This window comes from Marinobacter sp. MA (assembly GCF_048298425.1).
Classification (GTDB): domain Bacteria; phylum Pseudomonadota; class Gammaproteobacteria; order Pseudomonadales; family Oleiphilaceae; genus Marinobacter; species Marinobacter salsuginis.
Genome location: NZ_CP103058.1, coordinates 1,299,573 through 1,320,735, shown reverse-complemented (window position 1 = coordinate 1,320,735; position 21,163 = coordinate 1,299,573). Strand labels below are relative to the sequence as shown.

General features: G+C 55.7%; 19 protein-coding genes. 3 read left to right on the top strand and 16 right to left on the bottom strand.

Going from position 1 to position 21,163, the window contains the following annotated elements:
• Nucleotides 1-2 precede the first annotated feature (2 nt).
• Nucleotides 3-893 (bottom strand): LysR family transcriptional regulator, encoded by an 891-nt coding sequence (locus NUW46_RS06225; RefSeq protein ID WP_069184251.1) that lies wholly within the window; start codon nucleotides 891-893, stop codon nucleotides 3-5.
• Nucleotides 894-997: 104 nt separating this feature from the next.
• Between NUW46_RS06225 and NUW46_RS06220 the strand changes: the two genes are divergently transcribed.
• Together NUW46_RS06220 and NUW46_RS06215 are read left to right on the top strand one after the other, a co-directional pair.
• Complete coding sequence (locus tag NUW46_RS06220) at nucleotides 998-1,438, top strand: DoxX family protein (protein ID WP_069184250.1); 441 nt, start codon at nucleotides 998-1,000, stop codon at nucleotides 1,436-1,438.
• Nucleotides 1,439-1,462: 24 nt separating this feature from the next.
• Nucleotides 1,463-2,236, top strand: a complete 774-nt coding sequence (locus tag NUW46_RS06215; protein ID WP_412537266.1) for a DODA-type extradiol aromatic ring-opening family dioxygenase — start codon at nucleotides 1,463-1,465, stop codon at nucleotides 2,234-2,236.
• A gap of 85 nt (nucleotides 2,237-2,321) precedes the next feature.
• Here NUW46_RS06215 and NUW46_RS06210 read toward each other — a convergent pair whose 3' ends face one another.
• The 12 genes from NUW46_RS06210 to NUW46_RS06155 all read right to left on the bottom strand — a co-directional run bounded on the left by NUW46_RS06210 (nucleotide 2,322) and on the right by NUW46_RS06155 (nucleotide 14,489).
• Nucleotides 2,322-3,317, bottom strand: coding sequence for a branched-chain amino acid ABC transporter permease (locus tag NUW46_RS06210; protein WP_069184248.1), 996 nt, complete (start codon nucleotides 3,315-3,317; stop codon nucleotides 2,322-2,324).
• A gap of 2 nt (nucleotides 3,318-3,319) precedes the next feature.
• A complete protein-coding gene (locus tag NUW46_RS06205) occupies nucleotides 3,320-4,207 on the bottom strand; it encodes a branched-chain amino acid ABC transporter permease (RefSeq protein WP_069184247.1) in 888 nt (295 codons plus the stop codon).
• A gap of 105 nt (nucleotides 4,208-4,312) precedes the next feature.
• A complete protein-coding gene (locus NUW46_RS06200) occupies nucleotides 4,313-5,524 on the bottom strand; it encodes an ABC transporter substrate-binding protein (RefSeq protein WP_069184246.1) in 1,212 nt (403 codons plus the stop codon).
• Nucleotides 5,525-5,596: 72 nt separating this feature from the next.
• Complete coding sequence (locus NUW46_RS06195) at nucleotides 5,597-6,319, bottom strand: ABC transporter ATP-binding protein (protein WP_069184245.1); 723 nt, start codon at nucleotides 6,317-6,319, stop codon at nucleotides 5,597-5,599.
• Complete coding sequence (locus NUW46_RS06190) at nucleotides 6,316-7,119, bottom strand: ABC transporter ATP-binding protein (RefSeq protein ID WP_069184244.1); 804 nt, start codon at nucleotides 7,117-7,119, stop codon at nucleotides 6,316-6,318. The genes NUW46_RS06195 and NUW46_RS06190 overlap by 4 nt, the downstream gene beginning before the upstream one ends.
• A 78-nt stretch (nucleotides 7,120-7,197) precedes the next feature.
• Complete coding sequence (locus NUW46_RS06185; protein WP_418141653.1) at nucleotides 7,198-8,001, bottom strand: alpha/beta fold hydrolase; 804 nt, start codon at nucleotides 7,999-8,001, stop codon at nucleotides 7,198-7,200.
• A gap of 4 nt (nucleotides 8,002-8,005) precedes the next feature.
• The gene (locus tag NUW46_RS06180; RefSeq protein WP_136631801.1) at nucleotides 8,006-8,422 is read right to left on the bottom strand and encodes a PaaI family thioesterase; all 417 of its coding nucleotides are present in this window, start codon (nucleotides 8,420-8,422) and stop codon (nucleotides 8,006-8,008) included.
• Nucleotides 8,419-10,068, bottom strand: coding sequence for an AMP-binding protein (locus tag NUW46_RS06175; RefSeq protein WP_418141652.1), 1,650 nt, complete (start codon nucleotides 10,066-10,068; stop codon nucleotides 8,419-8,421). Before NUW46_RS06175 ends, NUW46_RS06180 begins: the two co-directional genes overlap by 4 nt.
• 194 nt (nucleotides 10,069-10,262) lie before the next feature.
• Nucleotides 10,263-11,303: a proline racemase family protein gene (locus NUW46_RS06170; RefSeq protein ID WP_418141651.1), complete on the bottom strand. Its 1,041-nt coding sequence runs from the start codon at nucleotides 11,301-11,303 to the stop codon at nucleotides 10,263-10,265.
• A complete protein-coding gene (locus NUW46_RS06165) occupies nucleotides 11,303-12,445 on the bottom strand; it encodes a zinc-binding dehydrogenase (protein ID WP_418141650.1) in 1,143 nt (380 codons plus the stop codon). Before NUW46_RS06165 ends, NUW46_RS06170 begins: the two co-directional genes overlap by 1 nt.
• A 100-nt stretch (nucleotides 12,446-12,545) precedes the next feature.
• Nucleotides 12,546-13,649: an AI-2E family transporter gene (locus NUW46_RS06160; RefSeq protein ID WP_153634488.1), complete on the bottom strand. Its 1,104-nt coding sequence runs from the start codon at nucleotides 13,647-13,649 to the stop codon at nucleotides 12,546-12,548.
• A 141-nt stretch (nucleotides 13,650-13,790) separates the two neighbouring features.
• Complete coding sequence (locus NUW46_RS06155) at nucleotides 13,791-14,489, bottom strand: DUF3592 domain-containing protein (protein ID WP_418141649.1); 699 nt, start codon at nucleotides 14,487-14,489, stop codon at nucleotides 13,791-13,793.
• Between the two features lie 212 nt (nucleotides 14,490-14,701).
• Here NUW46_RS06155 and NUW46_RS06150 point away from each other — a divergent pair, with 212 nt between their 5' ends.
• Nucleotides 14,702-15,553, top strand: coding sequence for a formylglycine-generating enzyme family protein (locus NUW46_RS06150; RefSeq protein ID WP_418141648.1), 852 nt, complete (start codon nucleotides 14,702-14,704; stop codon nucleotides 15,551-15,553).
• Here the strand turns inward: NUW46_RS06150 and NUW46_RS06145 are convergent.
• The 3 genes from NUW46_RS06145 to NUW46_RS06135 are packed head-to-tail and all read right to left on the bottom strand — an operon-like array spanning nucleotide 15,550 to nucleotide 21,149.
• Nucleotides 15,550-18,219 carry a LysM peptidoglycan-binding domain-containing protein gene (locus NUW46_RS06145; RefSeq protein ID WP_418141647.1) on the bottom strand — a complete coding sequence of 890 codons (2,670 nt, stop codon included), beginning with the start codon at nucleotides 18,217-18,219 and terminating at the stop codon, nucleotides 15,550-15,552. The two genes, NUW46_RS06150 and NUW46_RS06145, sit on opposite strands and share 4 nt — an antisense overlap.
• Nucleotides 18,206-19,066, bottom strand: coding sequence for a DUF4123 domain-containing protein (locus NUW46_RS06140; RefSeq protein ID WP_418141646.1), 861 nt, complete (start codon nucleotides 19,064-19,066; stop codon nucleotides 18,206-18,208). Before NUW46_RS06140 ends, NUW46_RS06145 begins: the two co-directional genes overlap by 14 nt.
• Nucleotides 19,035-21,149, bottom strand: a complete 2,115-nt coding sequence (locus tag NUW46_RS06135) for a type VI secretion system Vgr family protein (protein WP_418141645.1) — start codon at nucleotides 21,147-21,149, stop codon at nucleotides 19,035-19,037. The genes NUW46_RS06140 and NUW46_RS06135 overlap by 32 nt, the downstream gene beginning before the upstream one ends.
• Nucleotides 21,150-21,163: the final 14 nt, after the last annotated feature.

Here is a 21,163-nt window from a genome sequence, read left to right as displayed (position 1 = left end):
CTTTAGAGCGCATCGGGAAAGGCGGAGACAAGGTAATCCACCAGCGCCCGGACTTTGGGCGTCACGAACTTGCGGGTGGGATAGACGGCGTAAACGCCAAGTTCGGTGGAGCGATAGTCAGGCATCAGCTCCACCAGCCGCCCGGCTTCCAGGTCTTTGTGTACCAGAAAACCGGGCTGCAGCACGATGCCCTGCCCGGCCACGGCAGCGGCGCAGCAGGTTTCACCGTTGTTGGCATACATCCATGGCCGGACCCGCACACTGGTCTTGCCGTCCGGGCCCTCAAAGGGCCAGTCGTTGCCCGTGGTGAAGTTGCTGTAGCCGATGACCCTGTGGCTGGCCAGATCATCCGGTTTGACGGGGAAGCCATGGGTGGCAACGTAATCCGGCGAGGCGCAGGCTATTAACCGGGTGGAGGTAATCCTTCGGCTGACCAGTGTAGAGCTTTGCAGGGTGGCAATCCGGATGGCCAGATCAAAGCCTTCCTCGACGATGTCCACCAGCCGGTCCGAGAGGTCGATCGACAACTCCACGTCCGGATAGCGGGCGTGAAATTTTCCCCACAAAGGTGCCAGGTGGCTGATTCCGAAACTGACCGGCGCATTCACCCTTAATGTGCCCCTTGCGACATCATTACGGGCGGTAATTTCTGCTTCGGCCTCCTCAACCCCGGCCAATAATTCCCGGCACCGGACATAGAACACCTCGCCCTCCCCCGTGAGAGACAGGCGGCGGGTGGTCCGCTGCAACAACCGAACCCCGAGACGGCTTTCCAGTTCGCTGACATAGCGCGAGACAGCGGCCTTGGACATTCCCAGATTCTCTGATGCAGCGACGAAGCTGCCGGCCTCAACCACGTTGCAGAACGTCTGCATCTCCAACAGTCGATCCATTATCTCAAATTCCGGAACAGTTAATTCAATAAAGCCATGTTTATCCCGTTTATTGATATTTGTAAAGTTCTCCCACGGTCAAAACACACCCAAGGAGATTCATCATGAACAACGCATTCCTGAACAAACTGATCAGCACTGACGCAGGCTGGGGCGCATTGGCCCTCCGGATTCCCGTCGGTATCATTTTCGCCGCTCACGGCGCCCAGAAACTGTTTGGCTGGTTCGGCGGCTACGGCCTGGAAGGCACGGGCCAATGGATGGATTCCATCGGGCTGAGCCCGGGCTACCTGATGGCCCTGTTGGCCGGTGGCGCGGAATTCTTCGGCGGCCTGGCACTGATCATCGGCCTGCTGGTTCGCCCTGCCAGCGCGGTACTTGCATTTGCCATGCTGGTCGCCATTTTCAGCGTTCATATCGGCAACGGCCTGTTCATGAGTAACAATGGCTATGAGTTTGGCCTGGCCTTGCTGGCCGTGTCGGTATCCCTGGTATTCAGCGGCGCAGGCCGCGCGTCTATTGATCGCGCGATTGCAGCCCGATAACCACCGCAACCCGGAGGAGCAATCATGAGTCTGTTTGTTTCCCACGGCGCTCCCTCCTTCGCACTGGAGCCGGGCCTGGCGGGCCCGGCCCTGACGGAGCTGGGCAAACGCCTGACCAGGCCCGAAGCTGTGCTGGTGGTGTCACCCCACTGGATGACGCCGGAAGTCCGGGTAGGCGTTTCCGGAACGCCCGAGACCATTCACGATTTTCGCGGCTTCCCATCCGAACTGTATGAACTTGAATATCCGGCATCCGGGCATCCGGAACTGGCCCAAACCACCCTTGCCTTGCTTGAGGCAGGGGGCTGGAAAGCACGAGCTGACGAAAAGCGGGGCCTTGATCACGGGGCCTGGGTTCCCCTGATGCACCTTTTCCCCGATCACTCAGTTCCGGTGTTTCAGGTCTCAATGCCCGCTGATCTTGACCCTGCCTCGGCCTGGAAGCTGGGCCAGACCCTGCAGCCACTCGAGCATGAGGGTGTGCTTATTGTCGGGTCGGGGAGCCTTACCCATAACCTGTATGAGGTTCGCTGGGGGGATGAGAACGCCTCTGGCTATGCTCGGGAATTCACGGATTGGGTGCGTGCAAAGGTCACGGCAGGCGACCACCAACAATTGATTGCGACGCTGGAGAAAGCGCCCCATGCACAACGTGCGCACCCCACCACAGAGCACTTCCTGCCTCTGTTGGTGGCGGCCGGTGCGGCCGGGGAACAGCAACCCGGCGTGCTGATTGATGGCGGGATCGAACACGGTGTTCTGGCCATGGATGCCTTTGTTTTCAGGCATCCGGCCTGAAGCCGGGACAATCATCCAACCCCGGGCAATGCAAAAGGGCCACCCCTAGAGGTGGCCCTTCTGATTTTCAGGGGTGCGAACGGCTTCAGCCCAGGTTCTTCTTCACGAATTTCTGGATCTCACCCACGATACCGCTGCGGAAAGCCAGAACCGTTATCACGAAGATGCCTCCAAGAATCGGATCTACCCAATCCCGTAAGGGACCCTGGGAAAGGTTGTACTCGATATTCACCACGAAGGTGGCACCCACCACCGGGCCAAGCAGGGTTCCCATACCACCGACCAGAGTCATCAGGATAACCTCGCCCGACATGTGCCAGTGCGCATCGTTCAGGGAAGCGAGCTGGAACACGACGGATTTCATGGAACCTGCAAGACCGGCCAGCGCTGCGGAAATCACGAATGCCAGCACCTTGTAACGATCCACGTTATAGCCAAGCGATACAGCACGGGGCTCGTTCTGTTTGATGGCCTTCAATACCTGACCGTACGGACTACTGACAATGCGCTGCACCAGCAGATAGCAAGCGATAAACACCGCCAGCACGAAATAGTACATGTTCAGGTTATCTTCGAGATTGATGAATCCCAGCAGCTCACCCCGGGGGATACCGTGCATACCATCTTCGCCGCCCGTGAATTCGGATTGGACGAAGAAGAAGAAAACCAGCTGCGCCAGGGCCAGGGTAACCATGGCGAAATAGATGCCCTGCCGACGAATCGACAACAAGGCAAAGCCGGTGCCCAGAACCGTGGCCGCCAGGGTGCCGGCGATGATCCCCATCTCCGTGGTAAGCCCGGAGTAATTGCTGAGCAGGTAACCGGTGGTATAGCCACCCGTGGCCAGGAAGGCCGCATGACCGAATGACAGCAGGCCGGTGAACCCGAACAGGAGGTTAAAGGCCACCGCAAACAGCGCGAAGCAGAGGATCTTCATCAGGAAGACCGGGTAAATCACAAACGGCGCAGCGAGCAGGATAAGCAGCAGCACGCCGTTGAGCATCATTTTCTTGCGATCCTGGTTGGCCTGTTCCTGAACGATAGACTTGTGAATATCGGCGGAATTGACTGGCTGATTCATATTTATGCCTCCTTACCGAACAAGCCACTGGGACGGAACATCAGAACCAGAACCATGACCAGGAAGATGACCGCCGAGGAAGCCGGCGGGTAGAAGGTTTTGGTGAGGCCTTCAATAACACCCATGAGAATACCGGTGATGATAGCGCCGCCGATGGAACCCATACCCCCGATAACCACAACCGCAAAGACCGTGATCAGGGTGGCAGACCCCATGACAGGCGTCACCGAGTAAATCGGCGCGGCCAGGACTCCGGCAAACGCTGCCAACGCCACACCAAAGCCGTAAGTCAGGCTGATCAGGAGTGGTACGTTGATGCCAAAACCCTGCATAAGCTGGGAATCCTCGGTACCGGCCCGCAGGTAGGCACCCAGCTTGGTTTTTTCAATCACAAACCAGGTTCCGAAGCACACGACCAGTGCCGCAACGATAACCCAGGCCCGGTAATACGGCATGAACATAAAGCCGAGATTCACACCGCCTTTGAACATGTCGGGCATGGTGTAGCGAAGGCCAGACACACCAAACCAGTTCACCAGCACGCCGGTGATGATCAGCGCCACACCGAAAGTCAGGAGCAGGCTGTAAATATGATCTTGTCCCGCGATGCGGCGCAGCAGGAAATACTCTATGACGACGCCGAAAGCGCCGACCAGCAGGGGGGCCAGCAGGAGCGCGACCCAGTAATTAACGCCCAGATAGTCAAACATCAGGACGGTGGTCATGGCGCCGAGCATGTACATGGCACCATGGGCGAAGTTGATGATCTTCAGCAAACCGAAGATGACCGCGAGCCCAAGGCTCAGAAGGGCGTAAAAGGCGCCATTGATGATTCCGATCAGGAGCTGGCCGGAGAGCACAGCTACAGGGACGCCGAAAATCATGGACATTGGGCTAACTCCAGAAGCAGCACAGGGGTTGGTTGTTGTTCTTACTCAATTCTCTGAGTTGCGGGCTCACCCTGCCCTGTTGCCGGGTGAGCCCTGATGCCGGTCTTAGTTGTTAACCAGCTTGCACTTGCTCTCGGAGAGCGGACGGTAAGATTCTTCCGCCGGAATAGTCCTCAGGATCTTGTACAGATCCCACTCATTCGTGGACTCAGCCGGGGTTTTCACTTCCGCCAGGTACATATCGTGCACCATGCGGCCGTCAACACGGATCTTGCCGTTCTTGGCAAACATGTCGTTGATGGGCGTATCCATCATCTGTTTGCGCACTGTCTGGGCATCATCGGAACCGGTCGCCTTGACTGCGTTCAGGTACTGCATGGTGCTGGAGTAGATACCGGCGTGAACCATGGTCGGACGAACACCGGTCTCTTCCATGAAGCGATCAGACCATTCACGGGTCTCGTCGTTCATGTCCCAGTACCAGCCGGTGGTCAACTGGATGCCCTGAGCGGTTTCCGCACCCAGTGCGTGCACGTCAGTCAGGAACAGCAGCAGAGCCGCGAGCGTCTGGCCAGACTGGGTGACACCGAACTCACTGGCTGTTGTGATGGCGTTGGTGGTGTCAGCACCGGCGTTTGCCAGGCCAATTACATCAGCGCCGGACGCCTGGGCCTGCAGGATGAAGGAGGAGAAGTCCTGGGTCGGGAACGGATGGCGCACGGTGCCGATCACTTCACCGCCGTTGGCCTCAACAACGCGTGTCACGTCGCCTTCCAGAGCGTGGCCGAACGCGTAATCCGCAGTCAGCATGTACCAGGTTTTGCCGCCTTCTTTAACCACCGCACTGGCGGTACCGTTGGCCAGCGGATAAGTGTCGTAAACGTAGTGGATGTGGTTCGGGGTGCAGTGCTCGTTGGTGATACTGGAAGCGGCTGAACCGGAGATGATACCCAGGCGATCATTCTCTTCCAGAATCTTGCTCACGGCAATGGAAACGGAAGAAGCCACCATACCGGCCACCAGATCAACATCCTCGTTCTCAACCCAGCGACGAACGGTGCTGGAGGAAGTATCGGGGCTGTTACGGTCATCAGCACTGACCACTTCGATCTTGGCGCCATTTACCTGACCACCAAAATCAGCGATCGCCATTTCCAGGGCCTTCAGCCCGTTTGGACCTGCCAGGTCACGGTAGGTGCCGGACATATCTGCCAGGTAACCGATCTTGACTGTGTCGTTGGAAATAGCCGCTTGGGCTCCGCTTGCCATCATGGCTGATGCAACGGCTGATGTCAGAAGCTTTTTCATCATTGTCATTGTTGTATCTCCGCTACTGTCTTGCGTTGGTTCGGGTTGTTGTTGCTTTTCTTGCTCTCGTCCTATCCGGGATCAGACCCCCAAATAGCGATCCAGCACCGACTGTTTGGAACTCAGTTCGTTGGCGCTGATTTCTTCCACAATCTGACCGTGCTCAACAACGTAATGACGGTCGGCTAACGGTGCTGCGAAGTGGAAATTCTGCTCAACCAGGACAATGGTCAGCCCCTTGTTTTTCAGGGCAATCAGGACCTCACCCAGCTTTTCTACAATAACCGGGGCCAAACCCTCGGTAATTTCGTCCAGCAACAGCATGTTGGCGCCAGTGCGCAGAATGCGCGCCATAGCCAGCATCTGCTGCTCGCCACCGGACAGCTTGGTGCCCTGGCTGAAACGTCGTTCATACAGGTTAGGGAACATGTTGTAGATTTCTTCCAGGCTCATGCCGCCACTGCGCACAACTGGCGGCAGCGTCAGGTTCTCCTGGACACTGAGCGAGGAAAAAATGCCCCGATGTTCGGGGCAATACCCGACACCCAACCTGGCAATGTGGTGAGGCGCACAAGACATCGTTTCCTCACCGTTAATCATGATTGAGCCGGTGCGCCGGCCAACCATATTCATAATGGCTTTGAGGGTTGTACTCCGACCTGCACCATTGCGGCCCAGCAGGGTCACCAGCTCACCACGGTGCACCACCATATCGATACCATGGAGGATGTGGGATTCGCCGTAAAAGGCGTGCAATCCCGAGAGTCGGAGCTGCTCGTATTCGCGATCTGATTTACTGGTCATTGCGCCGCCTCCGACTGCTCGCTGTCAGCGGTAGTACCCCGCTCTCCACTACCATCACTACCCATGTATACCTCGCGCACCCTTGGATCTGCAGAGACCGAGGCGTAATCACCCTCGGTCAGGACAGCGCCCTGAGCCAGCACGGTGATGCGATCGCACAATTTGCTGACCACGCTGAGGTTGTGCTCAACCATCAGAACGGTTCGTCCCGCTGCCGCCTTGCGTACGAGCTCTACCACACGATCCACGTCTTCCGAACCCATGCCCTGGGTTGGCTCGTCAAGCAACAGGATTTCCGGCTCCATGGCCAGCGTGGTTGCCAATTCGAGTGCGCGCTTGCGCCCGTAGGCCAACTCAACGGTGGTGGTGTTGGCAAACTCTGCAAGGCCAACGGCATCCAGAAGCTCCATGCAGCGCTGATTCAGCTTGTGCAGGGAATTGCCGGATTTCCAGAAACTGAAGGAGGTGCCCTCAAACGTCTGCAGGGCTACGCGGATGTTCTCCAGCGCTGTCATGTGAGGGAATACGGCAGAGATCTGAAACGAGCGGACAATGCCCTGGCGGGCGATGGCGGCGGACTTCATGGTGGTGATGTCCTGATCCTTGAACAGGATCTGACCACGAGTCGGGATCAGGAATTTGGTGAGCAGATTGAAGACCGTGGTCTTGCCAGCACCGTTAGGGCCGATCAGGGCGTGAATATGGCCTTTCTGGACCTTCAGGTTCACGTCGTCGACCGCAACAAAGCCCTTGAATTCTTTGACAAGGTTACGGGTCTCCAGAACGTACTGTTCACTCATGAGCCAATCTACCTTTGTTATTGTTGTGCGTTTTATCTGTTTACCAGATTAGATTGACGTATACGTAAACGTCAACACTTAATTGCAGTTTTTAAGTACACTCTCGCTACGCAAAAAGTCGTATAGAAGGTCTACTACCTGGTCCTGCTTCTCCAGGTGCGGAGAATGCCCAGCATCCTCCAGAATCAAGCCGTGAGCGCCCTCCCCGATGCCAGCAACGATGTCTGTAACCTGCTCAGGCACGCCGTATTCGTCATTCTCCCCTTGAATGATCATAGCCGGACATTCGATCGCTGCCAGCCAGCGACGGAAATCCATGGCTGACTGAAAGCCCTCATCGCGCCAGACTGTCTGCCAGGCGTTGAAAAGGGCGTCGGTCCGGTCGCCATGATAGCGTGCCAAACGCTCCCGGATATCGGTCTCCCGATAACGAACAGCCATCTCCTCGATGCCGGCAAGGGTAAGGTGATCCGCATAGATATGCGCAGCCATGGTTATCAGAGCCTTCACGCGGTCACCCACGGTACCGGCCGTCACGAGGGCAATGGATCCACCATCACTGTGCCCTACCAGCACGATATCCTGAATTGCGAGCTTGTCCAGTAACCTGGGCAACCACCGATGACCGGCAACTTCCAGGTAATCATACGGGCGGGGGAGCTCTTCGTCAGAAGAGTGGCCATACCCCTGACGATTGTAGATCAGTGCATCGCAGCCGGTGGCTTTGGCCAGTTTTTCCGGGAACTTCCGCCAAAGGGCAATGCTACCGAGGGATTCATGCAGAAAAACCAGTACCGGCCCTTGCGGCTCCTCGTGCTGGATTCGCCTGACCTCCAGCTCCACACCGTCACCGACCGGCACCATCGTGTCTCGAATCTGCATGGCGCTACCGGTTTGGAGGAATTGAGTAAGTCATGGTGGAGTGTGCAACCGGCTCTTCGGCGCCTTCGGAGTAGACGAACACTTCGCCCACACCCATGGTGCGACCGACTTTCAGCATGGTGGCCCGAGCCCAGATGGGCTGATGGGCCACCGGCTTGCGGAGAAAGTTGATGTTCAGGTTGGTGGTTACCGCCAGGGGAACCAGGCCAATCTTGCTCAACAGCGCCGCATAAAGGGTGACGTCCGCCAGCCCCATCATGGCCGGCCCGGAGACGGTTCCCCCGGGCCTGAGGTGCTCCTCATCCACTTCCAGCTTCATCTCTGCCCAGCCATCCCCGAGCTTCTGCAGGGTGCCATAGGCGGCCCCCTGCGGAAACTGCTCGTCGAGGAAGGCCTGCAGCTCTTCAAACGTAATGATCATGCGCCGATTTCTTCCTTGGCCTGATTACGCAGAACGAACCGCTGGATTTTTCCACTGGGCGTCTTGGGCAGTTCATCAACAAACTCGATTTCCCGGGGGAAGGCGTGGGTGGAGAGTCTGCGACGCACCAGTTCCTGAAGCTCATCTTTCAGGGCCTGCTCGTCTCCGACGGCATAATCGCCCTTGATCACTACATAGGCCTTGATGATAGAGCCGCGCTTCTCATCGGGCTTGCCGACAACACCTGACTCCGCCACAGCGGCGTGCTCCAGCAAGGTGCTTTCCACGTCGGCGGGGCCTACGCGGTAGCCGGCGGTGGTGATGATGTCATCGTCCCGGCCGCTGAAGGAGAAGTTGCCGTTGCCGTGATTGATGACCATATCGCCAGTGAGGTAGTAACCGTTCACGAACGGATCTTTCTCACCCCAGGTGTAGCCGTCGAAATGGAAGAGCGGGGAGGCCTTCACGTCAACAGCCAGCTGCCCGACTTCGCCCTCGCCCACAACTTCGTTCTTCTCATTCAGCGCAACTACCTTGTGACCCGGGGAGGCATAGCCCATGGAACCTTCGCGGACCGGATGCGCAAGGCCGTGGAAGTTGCAACAGGTCATGCCGGTTTCGGTCTGGCCGTAGTGGTCTTTCACGGGGCAGAAGTGGCGGTTGCGAATCCAGTTCACCACTTCCGGGTTAAGAGGTTCACCGGCACTGCTGGCAACACGCAAACCCAGGTTTTCGCCTTCCGGCAGAACGTGATCGTTGGCCTTGAGCAGGCGGTAAGCCGTAGGCGCCGCTGCCAGGTTGGTGATCTTGTATTTGCGGATCATGTCGTAGGTGGATTCCGGCGTGAAACCGCCCGGGTTGAAATGGGTCGCGTGGCCCATCAGCAGGGGTCCTACCACCGCGTAGTAAAGACCGTAGGCCCAGCCAGGATCGGCCACGTTCCAGAACTTGTCGCCTTCCTGCAGATCAATGGCGTACTTCATGTAAACGTAGAACGCCAGCAGTGCCTTGGCGGGGACCGCAACGCCCTTGGATTTACCGACGGTTCCGGAGGTGAACATCTGAAGAAACGGATCGTCGCCCTTGATCATGACCGGCTCAAACTCGCTGGACTGGGCGGCCAGAGTTTGTTCGAAATCGGGAATGTCCGCACCAATCTCACTGGCGTTGACGCCAACAACTGGCGGGCACACCTTGACGTCGTTCAGCTTGGGGTAGTTTTCAGGGTTGGTCACTACCAGCTTGGTACTGGCTCGTTCAAAACGGTATTCGATGGCCCCGGAACCGAAGGCAGTGAACAGTGGCTGATACACCGCGCCGGCACGCAGGGTTCCGGCGATAACGATCAGCAGCTCAGGCGTGCGCGGCAGGAGTGCAGCCAAGCGGTCGCCCTTTCCGATGCCCTTGGATTTCAGATAATTGGCAAAACGCGCGGAGGCCTCTTTCAGTTCGGCGAAAGTCAGGGTGCCGTCACCGCCATCCTCGGTTTCGTAGTAAAGGGCAACGCGACTGGGGTCGTCCGCCCACTTGTCGCAGATTTCGTGACATACGTTGAGCCCGCTATCCAGACGTCCATCCAGGATGTCCGCTTCCAGAGCAGCAGGATCGAAGTTGTTGTAAACGTCGGTATATTCCGGAAGGCTCATTCTCAACTCCTGTTGTTTTTATCATTGAAAGCACGGGTCAAGGTTTAGCACAGGCTTCACTTTACGTAAAGGTAAACTTTAGACCAAAAAGGAAGAAATCTGGGTGGTTTTATGAGGTGGAAAACCAGGCGCGGCGGGCATGCCGCGCCTGGAAAAGAGTTCCCGAACAGCCCCCAGGATTGAGGGGGAGTTTTTCAGGAATGGCGGCTGGACAGGATGTGGTGGAGGGATCCGCACTCAACCATGGGGTCGTCACAGTTGACCACAATGTCGGAGCGGGCGATGACATAACCCTTACCGGTGATGCTGTTCTTGATCACCTGGTATTCACCCTCCTCTTCAACAGAGGTAAATTCTCCGATAAAGCCGGTCTCTCTCAGGGAAACGGTTTCGAGCTTGTCGCCCGGCTTAATGCTGCCCTCGTAGTTCATCAACGCCAGGCGGGCGGAGGTGCCAGTGCCGGTGGTGCTCCGGCAAATCACACCCGGATGCACATAGGTTGCAGACCGGGAGCGGTAATAGCCCTCGGCCACATGCTCCACAGGGCCCATGAAGTGAAGGAACGGCAGTGGCCCGACGTCGCCCAGGGTGTAATGGGAAAAGCCCCGTTCGGCCTGGATGGCCTCAACAATGGCATGGGCGGCTTCTGACAGCTTGCGCTCTTCATCCAGGGTCAGATCAAAGCCCAGACTGGACGCATCCACCAGCGCATAAAAACCACCGCTGTAGGCCACGCTGTAGGTAATCTCACCCAACGAGGGCACGTCGATGCTGGCCTTGTAGGTATGAATATAACTGGGCAACCCTTCACAGGTGATGGCTTCCACCACGCCGTCCTGAACGGTCGCCTCGATCTGAACCAGGCCAGCAGGAGATTCCAGGAGAAAGTTCTGTTTGCCTTCCTGTTTCGGCACGATACCTGATTCCAGCACTGCGGTGGCCGTGCAGATGGTGTTGGAGCCGGAGTAAATCGGGTAACCCATGACTTCCATGATGATGTAACCGGCGGCCGCTCGGGGATCCGTTGGCGGCACCAGCAAATCCACGGACATTTCGGGCACGCCATATGGCTCTTCCAACAAAAGCCGACGCAGGCCATCGGCATCATCGCGCAGGTATTCCATCTGCGCACGAACCGTATCGCCGGGTAATTGATCAATGCCACCGGTCACGATCCGGCTGACATCACCGCCGGCATGGGTATCCATCAACTGAATGGTTAGCTCGGGTTTCATCAGGCACTCTCCAGTGACCAGGGTTGGCCGTGTTCTTCCCATTGTGAGTCGGGAACTATCACGATCTTGCCGAGATAATTGCTACCCCGGTTCACAAAGTATTCTTCTGCCCGATGCAGATCAGAGAGCCTGAAGGCACCGTGCAAAACCGGTTTCAGTCGCCCTTCCCGGATCCAGGCCATCAACTGTTCGGCCTCCTCCCGGGTGCCGTGGGATACCCCGAAGATCTGTACCTGGTAGAGGTAGATCCGGGTCCACAGAATTTCGCTGATATTGCCGCCGCTGGCGCCAGCAATACTGAGTCGCGGATAGGTGCTGCGGGCGTTCATATCAAAGATCATGGTGTCAATGAACACATCGGTCATCTCACCGCCGACCAGATCCATCACAGCATCAATGGGTTTGCCGCCGGTTTCCGCTTTCACCCGATCCACGAAGCTGTCCATATCCGAGCGATCCAGCACCGCCTCGGCACCCAGTTCCAGCAGCGCTGCCGCCTTGTCCTGTTTGCTGAGGGCATAGGGAATAGCCCCCATGATCCGGCACAACTGGATCAGGGCGGTGCCCACACCACCGCTGGCACCGGTAACCATAACCCGCTCCCCGGCCTTGATATTGGCCGAGGTAAGCATGTGCATGGCCGTCTGGTAGGAACACATCCCCATGGACGCCACTTCGGCATCTGTGAGTTCGGCATTGGGTATATGGTGAAACTGCTCCGACGGGAGAGCTACGTATTCCGCATAGCCCCCGTCGGCGCCGTGACCGAAGTAATCGGGCGTGAGGTTGATGTCCCGCCGATCATTGGCGTAGATGTTGAAATCCAGCAGGCCCCGTTCACCGATTCGGGACTCATCCACCCCTTCACCAACGGCGGCGACACGCCCGGCGATATCCGCCCCCTGAATCCGGGGAAACGTCAGCGTGGGCTTACCGCCCATCTGAAAGGATGTCATTTCGCCTTTTTTGGTGGGATAAAGCCCTTCCCGCGCCTTGCGATCGGTGTTGTTCTTCGCCGTGGCTGTGACCCGGACAAGCACCTCTCCCGGCCCGGGAGCAGGAACAGACACGTCCTGATACTCCAGTTTATCGACATCACCGTGACCGGTAAGAACCATGGCTTTCATGGTGTTCGGGATCATGGGCTGACGATCCTCCCTGTTTGCTGAATTTCGGGTATTCAGAGAGGATAGGTGAGTTTACCGGGCGTGTCAGTGCGTGTTGCGGGTATCCATTACCAGACTACCTCGCAATCACTTTATAGACTGGTCGCAGCTTGGGAATCTGCTTGAGAACCACCTGAATCACGGTCATCAAAGGCACTGCCAGAAGCACACCCACCGGCCCCCAGAGCCAGCCCCAGAAGAAGATCGAGACGAAGATGATCACCGGATTGATCGCCATACGAAAGCCGTGAATCCAGGGTTCGATAAAGAACCCGACCAGCGTGGTCAGGCCGAGGAACCCCAGCGGCGCAATGGCCATCATCCAGAATTCATCTAGGCTGATGGCAGAGACAATCGTCAACATAGAGATAGAGAGAATAACGCCCAGATAGGGAATAAACCGGGCAAGCCCGGCGACCAACCCCCACACAGCTGGATCCGGCAGCCCGACGGCCCAGCAGATCAGGCCTGTTGTGGTGCCGACGGCCAGATTACTCAGGCCGAGAACGCCCAGGTACTGGGCAATCTGATGCTGGGAATCGTGAGTAATCCGAAGTACGGTTTTTCGCTGATCAATCGGGAGCTGACGGACAAAGTTCTTGATCAGACGATCTCCACTGACCAACAGGAAATAGGTCAATGCCAGTGCCAATGCCAGGCCGGCAATGCCGTTTCGAGCCTTGGTCATCAACTGGCTGCGCCAGGAGTCCGTTTGCAGAACCACCGCCGTTGGCTGTTGCTGTTCTGACTCTGAGAGCTCCTCCACCGACTTTTCAACTTGCTCAGCAGATTCGGTAACCCGGGCGATCTGGCGACTGATTTCACTTTCACCGACCAGCAAGCGCGAGATGCCCTGCGGGACCTCTTCCGCCCACTTCAGCGCAGGCGTTGCCACAGCCAAAGTTATGCCGACGATTCCGGCCAGTACCAACAGGACCAGAACCAGGGAACTGATCATCCGGGGAATCCGCCACTTAACGTAAGCCTTCTTGACCAGAGGCGAGAGTAGCAGGCTTGTCATCACCGCGAGAATGATGGGCAGGACGATCTGGTGAGCGACGTACAGGGTGTACAGGATGCCCAGGCCGAATAGCCCGTAGATCGGCGTGGCAAGATCTGATGAAATCAGCGGGCGCTTGTTCTCGCCAACCGGTTCCCTATCTGTGGATTGGTCGTCCATGGTGAAGCCTGTATACCGTGGAAAAAAGCTGGCCTGGTAAATCCAGGCCAGCGTTAAAGACGGTCAGTCTACATTCACCATTGACCGGGCGCACCCAAGAGAGAGTTACGTGAGGTTCACATGAGTCGTATTTCAGCGCAATTAGCTCGCCATCTTCGGCAAAAAGGAGGTATCCACCCAGTACCGCTTGGGGTTCGTGGGGTTGATGTAAACGGGAATGGACTCGCTCTGAATATGGTCAGAGGGATCGAACCAGAGGTTGCGACTCCTGAAGACATGGACATCGGAAGTGACCGGATTCTGCCACTGGCAGACGATCTGATAGGGGCTCTTCCCGTTCATGACGATCCTCTGGTTCTTTTCGACACCCTGAAACATACCCTGAACCCGTTGCCCGGTTTTGCGAAGTTTGGCAGCCCCACTGTTCCTGACAGCCGGCACAACAAACATACCGGCTCCAACCATAAAGAAAACGCCGCCCAAACCGCCTACGATCAGGGTTACTCCCCACAGCGAAAAGAATCCATCGATTCTGGCAGACTCAGCATTGCCGGGCATGAACAACACACGAACCGTCTCACCGCGACTATAACTCGGAGGGTTGCTGCCGCTGGATGAGAGGAACTCTGTAAGCCTGCCTTTTTCGTCTTCAAAACGGACGAGAGGATAGTAGGCATTGGAATCACTGGATCGTGATCGAATCAGGTCGGTTACAACACCCGGTTCGGCTGTCGCGGTTTCAAGAAACGTGGAAGTGCTCTGGAAAGAGAAAAAGGCGCCGACAAGCATGCCGACACCCACGAGTGCAAAAATCACCCGCAGCGTATTGAAGGTTTTCATATCAGTTCCTTTGAAGTTTGCTTCCTTATTTCGAAAACACCCTGTTTTCGAACGTCGAAATTATACTTGATTCAACAGGGCTTGGAAGTCATGAGATGAGACGCGGTTCCGCCAATGGGCACAAACTGTCTCTCTGGTAATTCTGTTGCTTCAAGCAAGTTGATAGAATGCTGCTAACACATGGAGTGTTAACCCCATTGCACGGAGCAAGCATGCGTTACCTCGTTTTTTCTTCACTTGTTGTCACCTCTGCCCTTTCCGGATGCAGCCTCTATTACGAATCCCAGGCAAAAGACATGGTTCAGCGCCAGATGGACGCCATGGTTTTTGTCGAAGGTGGGGAGTTTATGATGGGGAATCCTGGGGGGTGGAGTGTTCGTAGCGACACCATCCCGGCTCATCGTGTCATCGTTGATGATTTTTATATTCAGAAATACGAAGTGACACAAGGGGATTTCGAGTTGTTTATGGATGTGACTAACTACAAACACTCGAACAACTCTTATGAAATTCTCAGGGAAGAACATCCAGAACGTTTCCAGCCGAACCTACCAGCGGTGGTGTCGTGGACGGATGCATCGGAGTTTTGCAGGTGGCTGGGGTCTCAAACTGATACGAGTATTCGACTTCCAACCGAGGCGCAGTGGGAATATGCGGCCCGAAGCGGGGGGAAAATGTTGCGCTATGCAACAGAAAACGGAAATGCGGAAGAAGGCGTAACCATGGCGCCACGCCCATCTCAGTATCGAGAGCAGAAAAAAACGCTCCCAAAGCCGCCAGGAACCTTCCCTGCGAACCCACTTGGCCTTTACGACATGTCGGGCAATGCCGCTGAATGGGTGAGCGATTATTATCGCGCCGATTACTATGAGCGCTCCCCGATCAATAACCCAGAGGGCCCCGACACTCCAATCATAGAAAGCTGGAGCAACGAGCCATTCCGAGTCCTCCGAGGCGGCGATTTTAGAGATTTCTCTGGCAACACAACCGTCACAAGGCGCAAAGCCATAGAGCGGGTAACAAACGAATCCACTGGCTTTCGTTGTTCCTTCTCAGAAGATTAAACTATTGAAGCAAGCCAATCCTCAACCCTTTCAGATTGCGTCGATTGGAACAGTCGACGCGGGAAGAGCTTGTAATAGTTACTCATTAAATCTTGGAGCGAGCCCTTCCCTGAATCATTCCCAATTCTTTTCAGAACTTCTATGAGTTCTCGATGGCTGCGAATTGTTTCAAAAACTTCAATCATAGCTTTCGTTGCGATGTCACGATGCGGATCTCCTCGACCCAGAATCGGCCCACTATCCCGAACCATTATCGTCAGCAATTGCGCTTTGGCAGACGGAGTCAGTAACCTCAGTCGATTATTTCTCAGCACACCCTCCGCAACCTTTCGTACCTCTTCATCGGCTTGGTAAAGGGAGCGCCAGAGTTCCAATAAAGTATCTGCTCCCTTCGCAACTAACGACGAAAAAGCCTCCTCACTGCAAGCAAATATACTCAAGAGGCGAGATAAACTGTCGAAGGCCTCTTCAGAAATCCAGTCTAAAAAGCGAAAATCGCTCTGCTCGAGCGACCACCTAATGAACTTAATCAGCTCCCACACCTGCCCAGCATTCAGCTCAGCAGCAATGCCACCGCTCCCACCGGGGCCAAGAACCAAACTCCCCTTGAAGTAGGCAACGAGCCTGCCTTCAACAAGCTCAATTTTGTAGTCAAAACCTAAACCGATTCCGGATGAAACCGCAATTTCTGGCTTTACCTCAGCCAGCAATTCAAACTCGGAATCCCCTCTTGTTAGGTCATCAGTGGCTTCATCAACTCCCCTATAGACAGCCTTCCACTTAATCCCAAATCTGGCTTCATTACTTACAGTTGCGCCAGCAAAAGCTTCACCATTTGCCTCTCCAGAGATACCAACATTTCCGGGTGCGCTGGATAACTTCGCGTTTGAGGCGAGAGAAAGACAGGCACCCGCAAAGCCCTGAATCCGATACTCTGCATCTGCTCTGAAGTAACCACAATGAACCCGTATCGGATCACCCTCGTGGTTCTCGTACTCAAGAACAATTTTGGCTCCGGTCTCATCAGGAATCCGGGCAGCAAAGGTCGCTTCACCCTGCAGCAGGCTGTATGCGCTCTGCATCTGGGTACCGACGTAAACCTCACCCTTTTGTGGATCGTAGCGAGACTCCAGACTGCACTGAGCCGCAAACCGGAACATCTGGGCTTCGGCACTTGCGGCGAAACGACCATCTTCGGTTGAAGCTTCTTTTTTAAATAATTCAATTTCCAACTGGTTAAAGAAGTTGTCCTCTTTGCTCTTCCACTCAGCAAACTTCACCTTGAGCGACCGGTCGTTCTTAAGGCCGTTTTTCGCCTCGTCCCAGGCTCGTTCAAAGTCGGAAGCACTCATCACTGCACGAACATCCGAAGTCTTGAGCGTCTTCCAGTTACCGCGTAATTGATTCAGAACCTCCTGGCGGGCGTAGCGGTAACCCGCGCCACCGGTATGCTTAAGCTCAACCAGGGGGCGAGACTTCATCGAGCCGAGGTTCGGCTTGGCGAGAACATCGACGGCTGAAGGCGGACTGGTTTCCACCAAACTCCTAAGGGTTTTCTCTATATCTACGATAAGATCCCGTCGTTCCTGCTGTTCGTTACGGTGCTTTTCGACTTCTTCATGGTGGATTATGTTCCAAAGCCGGACGACCCAGGACACTCTCGCTGCATATTCGTTGACGTAATCCATGTAGGGAATCAGCTCATCATCGAGCTCGTTCAGTCGCTTCTTTTTGTCTACCAAAGACTGAAGATCAGCCTCAGCAATGAAATCCGGCCAGCGCGTGTATTTCTTCAGCTCCTGGGTCTCGTGTTTGAGCCGTTGCACTTGATGGCTATCTGCGTCCTGATCGCTCTGAACCATCCGATACTGAAGCTCAGCCTCCAAAGCCGCCCTGAGGAACCTTAGCCTCTCGTCCATTTCATCCAGATCTTGCTTGCTGGCTTCGGTTACTAGCTCGTGGGCCTCAACCTTTGCCTTCACGCCGGGCAGTGTCGCTTCCAGTTCGGCACAAAGCGTTGTGAAAACTCTTACTGAGAGCAGGTCTTTCCTTTCAGTTAGGTTGGCTTGGCTCGCGGGCAACAGAATCTGGCTTCGGATCTGGTTGATCTCATATTCAATCCGTTTTTCTCTACGGCGCTGATGCTCGAGTCGTTGTCGCTCTCGTTTCCAACGGGCCTCGTAGTCATTGAGCAGCTCCTTTGCTGTAGAGCTTTGCTCAGTTTCGGGGAGTGCCCCCAACTTTCGAAGGCTGCCCCAAGCCTTTTCGCGTGCAGCAGGTATATCCTCTACAGGCCCCGCCTCGGCCCTTTTCAACTCAGCCAAAGGCTTGTTGAGAGTCTCAATCTCCCTATACAGATCCTTCAGCTGAGTGCGGCTTAGCGCATAAACCGTGTCTTCCTCACCAGTGACATGAACAAGCGCTTCGCACTCGATCGAGCACTGAGAGCACTCGAGATCATCTTTTGTATCATCGTTAGCCGACTGCGCTGCCGGAAGTACACCCCGATCAGCGGAGTTTTCAGGGACAGTTAGATTCCAGCCAGCCTCTATGTGGTTCACATCCTTGATAATCGGGTTCTCACTTTTGATCGCATCTAACGAGACTTGATATTTCGAAGCAATAGCTGAAAGTGTCTCTCCTGACTGAACTTCATGCTGTGGCATCCTTGCCCTCCAATATGCTCTCCATCGCATTCAAACGGTCCGCCGGCGTCATCTCCGACCTTCTAATCACTTCCTGAACATCTGCCCTAGCAATCGGATCAGAGCCAATGCGGATGCAAAGTCTTAACCAACGCTCTTGTAAAGAAACAGTTTCAAAACCAAGTTTCGAGGCTGTCTGAAGCTGCTCCAAAACCCAGACTCTTCGGTCTCCGGTTTCAGGCAAATAATCCCGATAGACTTGCTCATAGACCAATGCACGATCAGCCGATCTGAAGGCCGGCAACTCGGAGAGTTCAGCCTGAACCAACGAAGGTTGTTCAGGGAGGTCTTCCTTTATGGCGTTGTCAGGCGACCGATATCCATGCCAACCAGACCCGTTATGCCAGTAGATCGTCACACCGGAACTAATGATCTGTTTTTCTCGCCCTGCAAAAGCCGCCAGCAATGGACGAAAAGATCTTGGATCGTAAAATCGAAAAAGGCGCTCATCTGACTTTCCAAGGGCTAGCAACCATCCCTGAGCCCAATTGAAGACACATGTCGAGCTTTCCGGCGAGTCAATGACGATTCCCAGCGGCATAAAGCTCAATTTCTCTTTAAGCTTTTTATGAAATTGGGTGTCTCCATTGAACGCCAGGAGTATGGGTCCCTGATTCCATGAGGCCTGCCATCGGGTATTCTCCAGAAGGCTCCACCACTGAACCGAGCCGTGCTGATCAGCTTCGTAAAGAAACCTGAGGAAGCGATCGTCCACCGCAAGGTCAATGATGGCAAAGTCCGCGCTGGAGGGTTCCTGGGCCAGCATATCCAGACTATCAAGCGTGCTGATGTAGTTTGCAGCGTCCATTCTCGTCAAACTCACAATCGGAAACGACTGGCGCTCCCTGGTTGGCTGATTCCTTCAGCAATGTTGAGTGATCTGCCAGAACCTGCGGAGCACTCTTTCCTGTATCACGTTGGTCGGTTTCCTCTAGCTGCGCAGCGCCCGAACTTCCGTCTTGGCCAACAATGCCGGCAGGCAGCGCAGGGGCTTTATCTGCCACCCCACTCCCACTCCCTGGCCCACCACCGGAATTCATACGCACCGAAGGCCCGGAAACAGTGACACCGCTCGGATCCAGCTTCAGAAAGCTGCCTCCAGCCTTGAGCGTGAGTTCGGCGCCTGCCTCAATTACCACTTTCATGCCCGCCTTGTGGTGGATCTCGGTGCCAGCTTCAACGAGCTGGTTTTTGCCCTGCTTGCTGTGAAGACTGCCACCGACCGATAGGCTGTAATCGCTTCCGACCGATTCACGCTGTTCGCCATCGACCGTGTGGTGCTCATTGCCTTTCACGTGAGTGAAATCGTGGTTTTCGACCGTACGGTGACTGTCGTTCCGAATTACCTCCGTGCGGTTATTCTCGGTGAGCAGGTCCAGGTCTTTCTGGGCGTGAACGTAGATCTGCTCCTGTTCCACCTCATCCTCAAACCGCAGTTCGTTGCTGCCCTCGCCTTTGTGGGTTTTGGTTTTAAGGGTGGTGCGGGTTTTGTGCTCCGGCAGCCCATAGGGTGGCGTGTTGGAGATGTGATGGGTTCGCCCGGTGATGATGGGCTGGTCCGGGTCGCCATCCAGGAAGGAGACAATCACTTCGTGGCCGATTCGTGGCAAGGCCATGAAGCCATACTGCCCGCCGGCCCAGCCCTGACTGACTCGGAGCCAGGCGCTGCTGTGCTCATCATTCTTTGAATATCGATCCCAGGGAAAGCGCACTTTCACCCGACCATATTCGTCGCAGTGGATCTCCTCGCCTTCCGGGCCGGTAACAATCGCGATTTGCGGGCCGTCCATAAGAGGACGGTGGGCCCTCTGCGGTATCCAGGTCAGATCGGCCGGTATTGCATTGAACTGGTTGTGGTAAGTGGTGGGTTCGCTGCCTCCCTCTTCTTCCAACGCCTGGGGCTGAGAACCAGTATGAGTAACTGCGGTTAGCAGCCATTCCCGGTTCAAGGCGGCGCTGTCATGTTCTTTCAGTTCAACCTTGGCGCCGACGCTGAAGTCCGGGCGATTGCTCTCACCGGATGCGGTACTGGCATCATTACGCAGAGACTGAAGTCTGGCTTCGGTAAACGGCTGGCCACTGGCATCGGCCTTGAAGCGGCCGGGGTAATCGTAGTGCTGGTAGTCTTCCCGGTGCTTCAGGTCGCCGGAAGCATGCTGATGCATCAGACCATAGGCGGGATTCTTAAAGGTATAATCCTTCATGGCCACAGAGGCCACCCGCACCCGCTCTTCATATCGAAATCGGTACACGACCGGGCGCCTGCTGCTGCCGCCGGCTTTGGCGTTATATTCTGCCGGCTCAAGCTTCGGTGCATCGCCATGATGGTCGGCGATTATAAGCGCCGGCTGTGTTTCTGCGTCCACGCTCCCGTGTTCATACCTGTAATGCCAACCCTCTTCAGCCGCAAGGCGTTCGAGGAAGGCCAGGTCGCTTTCTCGATGCTGAACACAATACTCCCGCTGCTCTGGAGTGCGTTTCAGATCGAAAACCGAGTCGATAATGCCGCGCTCTTCCAGCAAAGTTCGCGCGATGGCCTCGGTACTTTGGGTCTGAAAGATCCGGCTATTGTGCATCAGGCCCAGGCGCCAGAGCGGCGGCTGGATGATTAGTTCATAGCGGGTTCGCCGATGACCGGCATCGCCCCGAACGAATTCGTTGACCACACCGGTGAAGCGCCTGAGCGGCTCGCCATCCTGCCAGACCACAAGATCCACCGGTAGCTCAAGGATTTCCGCGGCCTGAATTGACGGATCGGTGCTGGCCAGCTCAAGCCGACCGTAAAAAACCTCGGACAGGCGTTCGGTCAGGGTAAAGCCAACAAGTGAAAAAATATCAGAGGGGAGACCGCCAACACGGACGGTGAACTGCAATCCATTTGCCTGGGGCATGTCTTCAATCCTTT

Bases quoted from the DNA above. Each gene is read 5' to 3' on its own strand.
- NUW46_RS06225 (WP_069184251.1), bottom strand. From the start codon at position 893: ATGGATCGACTGTTGGAGATGCAGACGTTCTGCAACGTGGTTGAGGCC.
- NUW46_RS06220 (WP_069184250.1), top strand. From the start codon at position 998: ATGAACAACGCATTCCTGAACAAACTGATCAGCACTGACGCAGGCTGG.
- NUW46_RS06215 (WP_412537266.1), top strand. From the start codon at position 1,463: ATGAGTCTGTTTGTTTCCCACGGCGCTCCCTCCTTCGCACTGGAGCCG.
- NUW46_RS06210 (WP_069184248.1), bottom strand. From the start codon at position 3,317: ATGAATCAGCCAGTCAATTCCGCCGATATTCACAAGTCTATCGTTCAG.
- NUW46_RS06205 (WP_069184247.1), bottom strand. From the start codon at position 4,207: ATGTCCATGATTTTCGGCGTCCCTGTAGCTGTGCTCTCCGGCCAGCTC.
- NUW46_RS06200 (WP_069184246.1), bottom strand. From the start codon at position 5,524: ATGACAATGATGAAAAAGCTTCTGACATCAGCCGTTGCATCAGCCATG.
- NUW46_RS06195 (WP_069184245.1), bottom strand. From the start codon at position 6,319: ATGACCAGTAAATCAGATCGCGAATACGAGCAGCTCCGACTCTCGGGA.
- NUW46_RS06190 (WP_069184244.1), bottom strand. From the start codon at position 7,119: ATGAGTGAACAGTACGTTCTGGAGACCCGTAACCTTGTCAAAGAATTC.
- NUW46_RS06185 (WP_418141653.1), bottom strand. From the start codon at position 8,001: ATGCAGATTCGAGACACGATGGTGCCGGTCGGTGACGGTGTGGAGCTG.
- NUW46_RS06180 (WP_136631801.1), bottom strand. From the start codon at position 8,422: ATGATCATTACGTTTGAAGAGCTGCAGGCCTTCCTCGACGAGCAGTTT.
- NUW46_RS06175 (WP_418141652.1), bottom strand. From the start codon at position 10,068: ATGAGCCTTCCGGAATATACCGACGTTTACAACAACTTCGATCCTGCT.
- NUW46_RS06170 (WP_418141651.1), bottom strand. From the start codon at position 11,303: ATGAAACCCGAGCTAACCATTCAGTTGATGGATACCCATGCCGGCGGT.
- NUW46_RS06165 (WP_418141650.1), bottom strand. From the start codon at position 12,445: ATGATCCCGAACACCATGAAAGCCATGGTTCTTACCGGTCACGGTGAT.
- NUW46_RS06160 (WP_153634488.1), bottom strand. From the start codon at position 13,649: ATGGACGACCAATCCACAGATAGGGAACCGGTTGGCGAGAACAAGCGC.
- NUW46_RS06155 (WP_418141649.1), bottom strand. From the start codon at position 14,489: ATGAAAACCTTCAATACGCTGCGGGTGATTTTTGCACTCGTGGGTGTC.
- NUW46_RS06150 (WP_418141648.1), top strand. From the start codon at position 14,702: ATGCGTTACCTCGTTTTTTCTTCACTTGTTGTCACCTCTGCCCTTTCC.
- NUW46_RS06145 (WP_418141647.1), bottom strand. From the start codon at position 18,219: ATGCCACAGCATGAAGTTCAGTCAGGAGAGACACTTTCAGCTATTGCT.
- NUW46_RS06140 (WP_418141646.1), bottom strand. From the start codon at position 19,066: ATGGACGCTGCAAACTACATCAGCACGCTTGATAGTCTGGATATGCTG.
- NUW46_RS06135 (WP_418141645.1), bottom strand. From the start codon at position 21,149: ATGCCCCAGGCAAATGGATTGCAGTTCACCGTCCGTGTTGGCGGTCTC.